This is a genomic window from Roseivirga sp. YIW32, from assembly GCF_057219245.1.
The window spans coordinates 613404-626726 of the sequence record NZ_JBXVVG010000001.1 but is presented as its reverse complement, the minus strand read 5'-3'; the positions used below and the strand labels follow the sequence as shown (position 1 = coordinate 626726).

Below are 13323 nucleotides of genomic sequence, written 5' to 3'. Positions count from 1 at the left end.
ATTTCCTCGTGTACAGGAAAACTCTTGCTAAGACTATTAAAAGAAACAAAGTAACTGAGAGGAAAGGTAAATGAGTCATCAGAAGTTGGCTCTTTTTTTATGTTTTGCCGTCCTTTTTTAACTATCTCAAACCTCTGTAAAAACTAACGGTCCCAGACAACACACTTATTTGGTAAACTGACTGTGTCTTACAAAATTGAACTCTATTTTTAGGACACTTTTTATTCTATACTTCTGTTAACAACGCATGACCGATCAAAAGATCAAAACCATTACCCTCCCCGTTACCGGAATGACCTGTGCGGCTTGTGTTAACTCAGTCGAAAAAACGTTACAAGCACAGCCGGGAGTACACCAAACCGAGGTGAATCTCGGGACACATGAAGCAACATTGGCATTGGATGCCGAAGTGGATGAGAAGGCCTTGGCTAAAGCACTCGAAGCGGTTGGCTATGGATTGGTCATTGCTGAAGATGAAGACGAATCACAAGAGCTCTTCGCGCGTGAGCAGCAAAAACGTTATCAAGCCATTCGCACCAATTTGATCGGTGCTTCAGTTCTCACCTTGCCTGTCTTTGTGATCGGTATGTTACTACCGGAGATGGCCTATGGTCCATGGATATCGCTTGCCTTTGCCACTCCCGTAATGGCTATATTTGGTCGACAGTTCTATCAAAATGCCTTCAAACAAGCACTGAATAGAACGGCAAATATGGACACCCTCGTCGCTTTGAGTACGGGAATCGCTTTTGTGTTCAGTCTTTTCAATACGGTCTTTCCTGAGTTCATGCTGCTGAATGGTTTCGAACCGCACGTGTATTACGAAGCGGCAACGGTGATCATCACTTTCATCCTATTGGGTAAATTCTTGGAAGAACGCGCCAAATCCAAAACGGGTACAGCCATTGAAAAACTGATGTCCTTGCAGCCAAAAATCGTCCATCGCATAACCAATGGTCAACAAGTCGATACGCCATTAAAAGAGATCAAACCGGAGGACATCTTGGTCGTCAAACCCGGTGAAAACATTGCTCTAGATGGTGAAGTGATCGAAGGCAGTTCTTTTGTAAACGAAAGCATGATCAGCGGGGAACCCGTTCCTGTCGAAAAGACCGCTGGAAAAAAGCTATTTGCAGGCACCATCAACCAAAAGGGCAGCCTTACCTATCGCGTGGAAAAGACAGGAAAAGAGACCGTGCTTGGCCAGATCTTAACGATGGTCAAAAAAGCCCAAGGGTCAAAAGCACCTGTGCAACGCCTGGCAGACAAAATAGCAGCCGTTTTCGTTCCGATAGTGCTGGGTATCGCGCTTCTGACCTTTGCCGGATGGTTGATCTTCGGTGGAGCCGATGCCAGCGTGCAAGGCATGCTGGCTGCCATCTCCGTGCTCGTGATCGCCTGTCCCTGTGCGCTTGGATTAGCCACTCCTACCGCCTTGATGGTAGGGATTGGAAAAGGGGCGCAGCACCAGATCCTCATTAAAGATGCTGAATCACTCGAATTGGCCCATAAAGTGAATGCGGTGGTCTTTGATAAAACGGGCACATTGACGGTCGGCGCTCCTAAAGTTGTTGGTATCGAATGGCTCAATGAGCAAGCGAAGGAACAGAGTGACCTATTGGTGACCATAGAAAAGCATTCGGAACATCCGCTGGCAGATGCCATTGTCAACGCCTTTGAAGGAAGATTAACCGGTGAGCTAAAAGCCGAAGATTTCCAAAGCATTACGGGCTCTGGCATGTCGGCAAGTTACCTGGGTAAACGTTTTTATATTGGTAAAAAGGGCTTACTTACTGAACATAGCATCACCATCGACGAGCACTTAATAACACAAGCCAACACTTGGGAGGAACTATCAAAAACCATCGTTTGGTTTGCGAATGACACCCAAGCCTTAGCCATCTTAGCCATCGAAGATCCGGTCAAACAAGAAAGCAAATCGGCGATTGACCAATTGCATCGACAGGGCATCTCTACATATCTATTAACCGGGGATAATCGCCAGTCAGCTCAAGCCGTAGCGGATGAGTTAGGTATTGAAAACGTCAAAGCAGAATTGCTTCCTTCAGATAAATCGGCATTCATCAAACGACTACAAAGCAAAGGCAACACCGTAGCCATGGTGGGAGATGGCATCAATGACTCAGAAGCCCTGGCTGTGGCAGATGTGAGCATGGCCATGGGAAGTGGATCTGATATTGCCTTAGATGTTGCACTGATCGCTTTGATCGGCAAACATTTGGATGCGGTGCCGCGTGCGTTAAAGCTTTCTTCTAAGACCGTCAACACCATCAAGCAAAACCTGTTTTGGGCGTTTATCTATAACGTGATCGGCATTCCGATCGCCGCTGGTTTGCTTTACCCGATCAATGGATTCATGTTGAATCCCATGATCGCGAGTGCCGCTATGGCTTTTAGTTCAGTCTCTGTTGTGCTGAATAGCTTGAGATTGAAGTCTGTGAAGCTATAATAGCAGATTTTTATACCGCTAGAGCTTGCTTCACGGTGACCAACCCTTATCACCTATCCTCATTCAGAAAGAGGACGAAGGACGACTGAAGAATCTCCAAAAAAGTACTCACGGTTAGCGCGCCTGCCTGCGGAAAGCAGGTTTGAAACGTATGCATATTTACATGATGAGTGATCTACCGCCCCTAGCCCCTACTTCGCATGGAGGGGAATTTATATCAGAAGTGGTCCTCGCCCTTAGCGACCTATTTAAGCAAGTAGAACAGTTCAGAAGCTACAGTCGCACTTTACGTTAGGTCTAATAAAATAATGAAATTCATGTGCCGATGTTGGTGTTGTAACTAACATCATAAACTTGAGATTAGTACTTGTTGGTGACAACACCAACAAGGGCGAAGAAATATAAATTGTTATCTACCACCCCTAGCCCCTCCTTCGCATGGAGGGGAATTTATATCACAAGTCATCCTCGCCCTTGGCGACCTATTTAACCAAGTAGCACAGGTCAGAAGCCACGTCTGCACTATAAGTTCGGTTTAATAAAATAATGATATTCATGTGCCGATGTTGGTGTTGTCACCAACATCATAAACTTGAGATGGAAACTTGTTGGTGACAACACCAACAAGGGCAGAAAAAGCCAATCGCGTCTTTATGTGTGAACAACATTTATTATCTTTTTTCTATGATAAACACACAATTCATCTTTCTCGAGATCGCAATCATTGCTGCGATCATTTATGGCATAAGCTTAATAATTCAAATCATTCGAACACCGGAGAAAGGAAATAGAGTGGTTAGAGTGATCTTACCTCTTATTGGAATTTCTATTTTGGTATTTTACGCTATCCGTATTTTCGAACAAAGTGGTGCGAACTTTTAGTAAAATCAATTTTTGAATTGAATTGAAAAGACAAGACAAAAAAAGCCGGGTTTCCCCGGCTTTAGTATTTTCTATTTCGAATAACCTAGGCACTGAGCACCAGGCACTATTCTCCTAATTATTATTCCCCTTCTCCATGTTCAAGCTTTCGCCCTCTTTCATGGTTTGCGGTGGCATTTCATCCGTCAACTCATATCCCAGCGTTCTCCCCTTTAACGTAGCAGGTAAGCCCTTTGCCATCCATACTGGCATTGGCTCTCCCTTGAGGTAGTGGTCGAAGAATTGACCCATTCTGATCGAAAGATCCTTTCGATTTCTTCGCTCACGCAAGTTATGGGCTTCGTCGTTATAGACAACCATCCATGCTGGCTTCTGCAACCTTCTCAACGACATGTAAAACTCGATCCCTTGGTACCAAGGCACCGCTCCATCGGCATCATTGTGCATGATGAATAATGGCGTTTCGATATCAGGTACTGAGAAGATAGGAGAATTCTCAATGTAAAGGTCAGGTCGTTCCCAAAGGGTAGCTCCTAATCTTGACTGCGTCTTTTCATACTGGAACATACGGCTCATACCGGAACCCCAACGGACACCACCATAGGCAGAGGTCATATTGGACACTGGGGCACCGGAACCCGCAGCTGCGTAAATATTTGTCTTTGTGACCAAGTGAGCCACTTGGTAACCTCCCCAGCTTTGTCCCTGGATCGCCATTTTAGTTTCGTCAATAAATCCTTTGGCGACAGCCGCTTTAGTTGCCGGAATCACGTGATTCTCAGCCGAACGTCCCGGGTGACCGATCTCATACTTAATGTCCGGTACAAGGACCACATAATCATTACTAACATAGTAAGGAATATTGATCGTTGATGCGCTTGGTGCCGGGCTAGGATGACTATGCAATGAATTGGATCTTCTTTCGTAGAAATACACGATCATCGGGTACTTTTTATTCGGATCGAAATTCTCTGGCTTGTACATGATGGCCTGCATCACTTCACCATCGTAACCGGATTCAAATTCGATCAATTCTGCTGTCCCCCAATTCCAAGGATCCTCTTGTGCATCCAGGTCCGTGATCTTTCTTGCGGTTGGAATCGCATCGATACTGTTGGCAACATAGATCTCTGGGTATTCTTCGTAGGTCGATTTCCTCAGCATGACGCGCTCTGCCTCTTCAGCCTTCGTCAATCCACTAACACTCATGTCCTCTACCAAAATATTCGTTGGAGTAGATCCGTTGGCCAAATCGCCTTTGGCATAACCAGAGGCCTTTGTCCATTCATTAAAAACGGAAAGTATAGCTGGTACAGAAGTATCAATAAAATCTGCTTCTCTATCTAAATTGGTGTAGCGATAAACAATTTTGTTTGCGCGTCCTGCTCCTTGAGTCAAGTTCACAGGATCACTCATGCCCGCAGGGTCAATCGCCCAGAGATCATAGCGGTCGTTGACAATGAAACGCTGATCATTTTCTGTCCAGCCAGCAGCACCATAGCCTCCCGCCAAAGATGGTGAATCATGCAATTCATTTTGGAAAGAGACCTCCATATCGGATGTCAAATTGCGCGTTGTCCCCGATGCCATATTTTTCGCATACCAGTGGCCATCTTCTGAATTGAACCAGGTCATGTAATTCCCGCCTGGTGACATGGACGCAAATCCAATGATGCCCTCTTCGATCAAGGTACGTTCGCCTGTGTTGACATCTACCTTGTAATAATCTCTCGGTAATTGTGTATCCCAGGTATACTGTACACGAGATGCTTTGTCGTCCATTCCCAAATAATAATCCCAGTCGTTGTCATAATCGACATAGACCGATTCCAATTCAGGATCTTCCAGTTGAACAATAGCACCATCTGCTGCAAGAAGTGCTTCATAGCTTCTATTTCTTTCTCTTCCTGCCTGTAGTTTTTGCATCGGCTGGATATATGGATCGAAATATGACCACACATCTACACCGGGACGCTCCTCCTTCAAGATGGTTGTATCAGTTTCATAGTCGTAATCGACTGGGCGAGGTGCTGTTCCAAAATAAAGTCGTTCGCCCGACTCAGAGAATCGAATACTGCTGTTATCACTGACCATCCAATTCGTTGGAAGTCCTTTGGAAAGCGTATCCGCCACAATTTGTGCCTCGCTATCGCCTTCCATCCAGTGCATTAGGCTGTAATACTGGTGGTCGTCGTCTTTGTCGTTTGCTGTGGCAAAAAAGGCCATGCGCTTGCCATCTTCGGTCATGGACATTTTTTTATAGCTTTCCATGCCTGTGCTCAGCGTTATCAATTCGCCACTAGCGGTATTCATGGCATGGATACCTGATGGATTCAAAGAATCTACCTCGTCGTATTCAAAGAATAAATACCCGCCATTATCGGCAAGGGCATATTCCATAACACCCGTAAAAGACCGCTTTTCACCACTTGCCATGTTGAAAAGCACCAATTCTGTCCCTTTGGACTTCGCTCTTGGATCTTCCGGCTCCTCCGCTACTTCTTCTACTTCCTCTTTTTTATTCTTGCGCTTCTTTTTCTTTTTCTTCTTGTTGTCTTCCTCAGGCGCTTCTGCCTTCTTAGCAGGCTTCTTCTCTGCTAAGGGTTTTTCATGCAACCAGGCGATCCATTCCTCAGAATCACTTGGTAGCTGATAGTTTTTCACTCGTGCGATCTTCGTCATTTCACCATTGCTCAGATTGACGATATAGAGTGAATCTTTTGGCATTTTACTGCTCGCAGTTTTCTTCAGTTTAAGCACACGCTCCTCGGCATAAGCAGGTTTAACCTCTGCTGCAACAAATTGTGAATTTGCACTGAACGCATAGCGCGATACACGATCGATGGTGATGACCTCGTCGGAATTCAGGTTTTTCAATTCCAAAACGGCATCGCCTACTTGTGGCGCAATGCGATAGGCAACCCAATTACCATCCTTGCTTAGGTTTACCGTTTGTATACTTTTCCAATCATCATAAACATCATGGGTCATGGCCTGCTTTTGGGCAAAAACTGCCGCATTTAGCAAGCAAAGCACGAATAGGTAGCTTAGTTTTCTCATAATTTTTTATTCTTTGTGCATAGTGAGTCTTACAAATATAAAGGTCTGGTGGTGTTTACAAAGACTTATTATATTCATGGCTCTTCACGCATTAAAACTGCATTATGTACAAGAAAACAATACTATTTGCTGTATTCTACCTGTTAGGAGCGGCAGTTATCGCTCAAACGAGCATCGATGAAAAAACCAAAGACTTTGAAAAGCGAGAGGGCTATTTCAACTTCTATTGGGACGAAAAAGCTGGAAAGGTCTGGTTGGAAATCGATAAACTAGACACCGAATTTCTTTACGTCAATTCACTTTCAGCAGGCATCGGTTCGAATGACATTGGCCTTGATCGGGGCCAATTGGGTGACACGCGGATTGTGGAATTCCGACGTGTCGGACCGAAGGTACTCATGGTTCAACCAAACTATCGCTACCGGGCGAACTCAGACAATGCCGATGAAGTACGAGCCGTAAAAGAGGCCTTTGCCGAATCGGTCCTATTCGGATTTAAAATCGAAGCCGAATCAAACGGGAACTTACTGATCGACCTCAGTCCTATGCTGCTCGATGATGCCCATGGGGTGGCCTCAAGCCTCAGCAGGAGTCGTCAGGGAAACTACCGAATGGACGCGGGTAAATCAGCCATCTACCCTCCTATGCTTAAGAACTTCCCCCAAAACACCGAATTGGAAGCAACGATCACCTTCGTTGGACAAGCGACAGGCGGCTACATTCGTTCTGTGACACCCACATCAAGCAACGTGACCGTTCGTATGCACCATTCGCTGATTCAGCTACCAGATAATGACTACGAACCACGAAAAGCTGATCCACGAAGTGGCTACGGAGCCATCAGCTATTTAGATTACGCCACACCGATTGAATCCAATATTGTCAAGCAATTTGCCAGAAGACATCGCTTAGAAAAGGTAAATCCTAAAGCGAAAAAAAGTAAGGCGGTAGAGCCCATCCGATACTATGTAGACAGAGGAGCTCCTGAACCCATCAAATCAGCCTTGATCGAAGGTGCTCGCTGGTGGAATCAAGCCTTTGAAGCCGCCGGCTATGAAAATGCATTTTTGGTCGAAGAAATGCCCGTTGGTGCAGACCCACTCGATGTGCGTTACAATGTGATCCAATGGGTGCATCGTTCAACACGTGGCTGGTCATATGGCTCGTCCGTTACAGATCCAAGAACAGGTGAGATCATCAAAGGCCATGTAAGTTTAGGCTCATTGAGGGTGAGACAAGATTTCTTGATCGCTCAAGGTTTATTGACACCCTATGAGAATGGAACGACACCAGATCCTGAATTACTCAAAATGGCATTAGCGAGACTGAGACAGCTATCTGCTCATGAAGTGGGACACACTATTGGCTTGAATCACAATTACGCTTCAAGCTACAACGATCGTGCCTCGGTAATGGACTATCCGCATCCGCTGATTGAACTACGCAATGGGAAGATCAGCCTAGACAACGCTTATGATGTGGGCATCGGGGAATGGGACAAAGCGGCCATTACTTGGGGTTATCAGGATTTCCCTGCTGGCACCAACGAAGACAAGGCATTGAACGACTTGATCGAACAGCAGATCAAAAACGAACTCTATTACATCACTGACGCTGACTCCAGACCTATCAGTAGTGCGCACCCTTACGCACATCTTTGGGATAATGGAAAGAGTGCCGCTGACGAATTGAATCGACTGATGGAGATCAGAGCGCAAGTATTGAATAACTTCTCTGAAAAGAATATTCCTGTAGGCGCCCCAATGGCCGTACTAGAAGAAGTATTAGTACCGATGTACATGATCCATCGCTATCAGTTGGAGGGAGCAGTAAAAGCAATCGGTGGCACCTACTACAACTACAAATTGCGAGGCGACAGCCAGCCTGTCCAACGGGTGGTGCCAAGGGCAGAACAGGAAGCCGCACTTCAGGCGTTGATCAATACGGTTCAACCGGCAAATCTTGCCTTTCCAGAGCAGATCATTGCCATGATTCCTCCGCGCCCACCAGGCTTCGGACGAAATCGTGAAACCTTTAATGTGCGCACGGGATCGACCTTTGACCCGGTAGCTCCAGGCGAAACCATTGCAGGTGCGGTCATGAGCTATATTTTCAATCCGCAGCGGGCCACCCGATTGGTCCAGCAAAAAGCCATGGATAATGAACAATTAGGACTAAGCGAAACCATAGAAATGATCAATAATGCCATCAATTCCGCAAGTCTAACCAATGGCTATCAGCAAGAATTGAATCGTGCGGTGATCGATCAATTCACCACGGCCCTGATGCGTTTGGCGGCTAACCGTCAAGCGTCTGCCACTGCACGTGCCATTGCCATGAATAAGCTAATGGAATGGTCGACCTATGAGCCTCAACAAGAGGTGGGCATACAAAAAGCCTTTATGTTGGCTCAGGTACATAAGATCAATCAATTCTTGGAAGATCCGGCAGAGTACGAGACCGTGAGTGCCTTAAGCCCTCCAGACGGCTCTCCGATTGGCACCGATCTCATGGATTGGTGTACCTTTGAGAACAATTAAACTAATTCAACTAAAGTTACTGCAAGGGATGTCTCGATCTCCCTTGCAGTAGCTTTTTTCATTGGCTTGGTTACTTTATAGCAAACCAGACGTCTGAACTGAGAGAAAGAACAGCATGACAAAAAGAAACATTGTAGGCCTAAGTCTGATCGTCCTATCGCTCATTTGCCTTTATCCGGGACTCACCTTACCGATCCTAAACATCAAAGTAGGTGCAAGCATCCCTCTTCTAGGAGAGATCGAGCTGTACAACAGAACGCAAAGTGTCGTGACGGGGATCGAATTGCTCTACGATAACGACAATGCGTTTGTCGCCACCATGATATTGATCTTTTCGGTGGTGGTGCCTGTCCTTAAGGCCGTCATTCTTTTCATCGTTTTAGCGTTCAAAAACTGGAAGTTTCGATTGAACGCCTACAACTTTGTTGCCCTTATTGGCAAATGGTCAATGGCCGACGTCTTTGTCGTCGCTACCTTTTTGGCTTATTTGGGCACCTCATCTGATGAAGGCATCAATTCACAAGTAATGGAGGGTCTTTATTACTTCACGGCTTACTGCATCATTTCATTGCTGGCGATTCAGGTGATCGATGTAAAAGACATCAAAGCCCAAGGAGGCAACTTCATCAGCTAACCCCTCCTGCGACCGCCGCCTCTCGCAGCCCCTCCTCTATTGATACTGCCTCTGTTGAGCTGCTGTCTGTTATTAAAGGAACGGTTGAGCTGCTGACTTTGTCCAGTCGAAGGTCTTGCCTTGGTGCCATTACCGATATTTTTTCTGTTGCTGTTGGCATTGTTCCAAGCCCCCTTATTGTCTCGCTGAAAAACATTCCCATTCTTATCGGCCAAGACGTTGTTGGGTCGCGAACTGGGTTTAGTCGTTGGCCTGGTTCGATTATTTGCATTTGGGCGATTCTTGAGCTGACTTCGATAATTTTGATTATTCATCGTTCGAACGCCATTCCGATTGTTGTAGAGGCTTCGTCTTTGCCCGGCACGATAGCCGGCACGGTAACCCGCTGCATAGCCTCGGTGATACCCGTGGTAAAAACCGTGTCGATAGCCTGGATAAAATCCTCTTGGACCCCAATACGGTCGATAATAAGGATGAAAACCCCAACCGATCCAGCCATAGCTAATGCCTACGCTAAAACCCCATCCGGTATAAGGGTTCCAATGCACGCCAAAACCATAGGTTACCGGCCTTGGGTAATAATAAGCGCCGTACCATGGCCTGTAATACCAACCTGTTCCGTACACCACCACACCACCATAGGCATAAGAATGATAATACCCCGGCGTATAGCCCACATATACCACTGTTGGCGTTGTCTCATAGACATACACGTACTTGACATGATGAACAGGACTGTCCGCAGGTAAATCATCCACTTCAGCGGGACGCTCTGTAGACACCTTATAGGTGCCTTTTGCAGAAGTGGAAGTGAACCAAATCCCTTCATCTACGCAGTAATATTGGCCCTCTATCCTCAGTACCGTTTGTGGTGAATTCTCCGCATAGGCAACCTTTGTTCCTGTCACCTCTTTGAACTGCGGTTCACCATCAAACGTCACTTCAATGGTCTTATCTAGGTCTACCTCGGCCGTTTGAGGAATGGATTGTTCCAATAAGGCTTCCTTCGATTCGATGGTCCCGGGAACACTAGCCTTTATCGAACTGATCGATTCCTCCTCTGGAATCTTGGCAAAATCATCCGGAAGATCACCGGGTTCAACGAATGTCCAACTGCCATCTGCTAATGATTTCGAGGTGTAAAAACGACCTGCAATGAGGATATAATGTTGCTGCTGGTTGATGTCTAAAACGATATCATTCTCCGTATTCTTAACATACAATAGATTGGTCTCCTTTATCTGTTGGTAATCCGGTTCCCCCTCAACAAGAACCAACTCGGCCGGCACCGTGCTCACAATGAGCTCAGGTGGTGAATTCGGTGATTCTTCTTCCTCACCTTCTTCTTCCTCGGGAGCATTCTCACTAGCAAAGGTCGAAATGGCCTTTGGGACACGCTCGACCGATTCCCAGCCCGTAACGATCGATTCGGATTGATACCAAAAATCACCTCCTCGTAAATAGTATCGATTTGCCCCTTTCTCTCGAGCGATAAAAAAGGGTGAATTGACAACGTATTCAACTTTTCCTTTCACATCATCCTTCAAGATAGGGTCTCCATCAATGATCAAAAGCACAGCATCATTCGCTCTGTAGTAGATGGCTGGCGCTTCATGATTCAGACCTTGAACTCCGGAACCTGCTAATTCAAGGTCGGCCAAACTCGCTTTCAAGCTTGAAATACTGATTTCCGGATTCCAATTGGTGATGCCCTCCACCAAAAACACCTTCAACTGATCTATTTTATCTTCTGGTATTTCCTCCGGAAATTTGGTCTGCTCAATACGAATGTCTTCGAACACAGCAATGCCCGCGTCAAAATCAGTTGCCAATTCGGCTTTTAACCATACCGCACCGAATAGCAACTCTCCCTCGTCATCCTTAGCGCTAATGGCCATGCGTCCTTCTATGGTTTTTCCAACCAATCCATTCAATTGGGGCTGATACAAGGTGATTTCTTTTCCTTTTTCAGTAGTCAATATTCGTGGCCAACCGAGGGGCTCAGTTGATTGGGAAGCGACTGTAAAGACTAAAAAGAAGCAGATCAGGAATAAAGCAGTTCTCATGTGGGGTATTTTCTTAAAGATAAGTGGCTTTTTAAAGAACATCACTTCCACGAAATGAATAAATTGTCATACGCCTTGATTTCAAAAGCATAAGTCCATGAAAAAATCCCTACTTCTTGTCCTCCTGTTAGCTTTAATCACTTCTTGTGGTCCACCATCCAATCCATTCGACATGCTCATCATCAATGGCAGTATCTACGATGCCGAAAAACAGCAATTCTTTAACGGCGACGTCGGCATAACCGGAGACAAGATCGTCGCCATTGGTGATTTACAAAAGCGTTCTGCGAAACGCGTTATTGATGCTCAGGGACATGTGGTGGCTCCCGGTTTTATTGATGTACATGCCCACATCGAGCAGATCATGCGACTTCCCGCAGCAGAAAGTTTTGCCAAACAAGGTGTGACCACTGTATTGGCCGGTCCAGACGGAAGAGGACCTGCGGAGCTTGGTATTTTCCTAGACAGTTTAGCGACCTATGACCTTGGGATCAACACCGGATGGTTGGTTGGCCACAACGCTGTAAGGCGTGCAGTGATGGGCACTGAAAACAGAGCACCCAGTGAACAGGAACTTGAGGCCATGAAATTGCTGGTCGATCGGGCAATGGATGCTGGTGCTTTCGGTATTTCGACTGGACTCAAATACGTACCCGGTGCCTATGCCACCATAGATGAAGTCATCGCCCTATCAAAAGTAGCAGCGGCTAAAGGGGGCATCTATACATCACACTTGAGAGAAGAGGGGCTTGGTTTACTTGATGGTGTTCAAGAAGCCATACAGATTGCCAGAGATGCTGAGATTCCTGTGGTACTCACACATCACAAAGCCATCGGAAAGCCCATGTGGGGTGCCAGTTCAAAGACTTTGGCCATGGTCGATTCGGCTCGGAATCTAGGCTTGGATGTCATGATGGACCAATACCCTTATACAGCCAGCTCAACAGGACTCTCTGTGCTGATTCCGGCATGGGCCATGGCCGGAGGAAATAGCGCATTCAAGGAACGAATAGCTGACCCTGCAACACGTAGAAAGATCCATGAGGAGATCATGTTCAACATTGAATATGACAGAGGAGGCGCCGACCTTGATGTCGTCCAATTTGCAAGCGTAAGTTGGAAACCGGACCTGAATGGAAGAACGCTGAAAGATTGGGCCATCGAAAAAGGGCTTGAGCCCAATTTCTCGAATGGAGCCGACCTGGTGATCGAAGGCCAATTGAATGGGGGTGCTTCCTGTGTTTTTCATGCGATTGGTGAAGAAGATGTGCAACGCATCATGCAACATCCGATGGCCATGGTCGCTTCCGATGGCGGGCTGGTAGTACCCGGCCGTGGACATCCACACCCAAGAAGCTATGGAACCTTTCCTCGAGTATTGGGCTACTATGCCAGAGAACAACAACTGATCAGTTTGGAATTCGCGCTCTATAAAATGACGGGCTTGCCAGCCCAGCGAATGGGCTTAACAGACCGAGGTTATATCAAAGAAGGACTAAAAGCAGACCTTACGATTTTTGATCCGGCAACTGTACGGGATGTGGGAACCTTTGAAGACCCGCACCACTACCCTGCAGGCATTCCCTATGTGTTGGTGAATGGTCAGCTTGTCGTTGATCAAGGAGAATTAACCGATCTGCGGGGTGGCATTGTGCTTCGAAACAATTAATT

7 protein-coding genes are annotated in these 13323 nt (G+C 46.3%); 5 read left to right on the top strand and 2 right to left on the bottom strand.

Annotated features, from left to right (window positions below):
* Positions 1-247: 247 nt before the first annotated feature.
* Together AC2D6U_RS03100 and AC2D6U_RS03095 are read left to right on the top strand one after the other, a co-directional pair.
* Positions 248-2470 (top strand): heavy metal translocating P-type ATPase, encoded by a 2223-nt coding sequence (locus AC2D6U_RS03100; RefSeq protein ID WP_484719476.1) that lies wholly within the window; start codon positions 248-250, stop codon positions 2468-2470.
* A 684-nt stretch (positions 2471-3154) separates the two neighbouring features.
* A complete protein-coding gene (locus AC2D6U_RS03095; protein ID WP_484719475.1) occupies positions 3155-3352 on the top strand; it encodes a hypothetical protein in 198 nt (65 codons plus the stop codon).
* 114 nt (positions 3353-3466) lie between these two features.
* Here AC2D6U_RS03095 and AC2D6U_RS03090 read toward each other — a convergent pair whose 3' ends face one another.
* Positions 3467-6412 (bottom strand): S9 family peptidase, encoded by a 2946-nt coding sequence (locus AC2D6U_RS03090; RefSeq protein ID WP_484719474.1) that lies wholly within the window; start codon positions 6410-6412, stop codon positions 3467-3469.
* A 104-nt stretch (positions 6413-6516) separates the two neighbouring features.
* Between AC2D6U_RS03090 and AC2D6U_RS03085 the strand changes: the two genes are divergently transcribed.
* Positions 6517-8952 (top strand): zinc-dependent metalloprotease, encoded by a 2436-nt coding sequence (locus tag AC2D6U_RS03085; protein ID WP_484719473.1) that lies wholly within the window; start codon positions 6517-6519, stop codon positions 8950-8952.
* A gap of 115 nt (positions 8953-9067) precedes the next feature.
* Complete coding sequence (locus tag AC2D6U_RS03080) at positions 9068-9586, top strand: paraquat-inducible protein A (protein WP_484719472.1); 519 nt, start codon at positions 9068-9070, stop codon at positions 9584-9586.
* Here the strand turns inward: AC2D6U_RS03080 and AC2D6U_RS03075 are convergent.
* The gene (locus AC2D6U_RS03075; RefSeq protein ID WP_484719471.1) at positions 9583-11652 is read right to left on the bottom strand and encodes a hypothetical protein; all 2070 of its coding nucleotides are present in this window, start codon (positions 11650-11652) and stop codon (positions 9583-9585) included. The two genes, AC2D6U_RS03080 and AC2D6U_RS03075, sit on opposite strands and share 4 nt — an antisense overlap.
* Positions 11653-11749: 97 nt before the next feature.
* Here AC2D6U_RS03075 and AC2D6U_RS03070 point away from each other — a divergent pair, with 97 nt between their 5' ends.
* Positions 11750-13321, top strand: coding sequence for an N-acyl-D-amino-acid deacylase family protein (locus tag AC2D6U_RS03070; RefSeq protein ID WP_484719470.1), 1572 nt, complete (start codon positions 11750-11752; stop codon positions 13319-13321).
* Positions 13322-13323 lie beyond the last annotated feature (2 nt).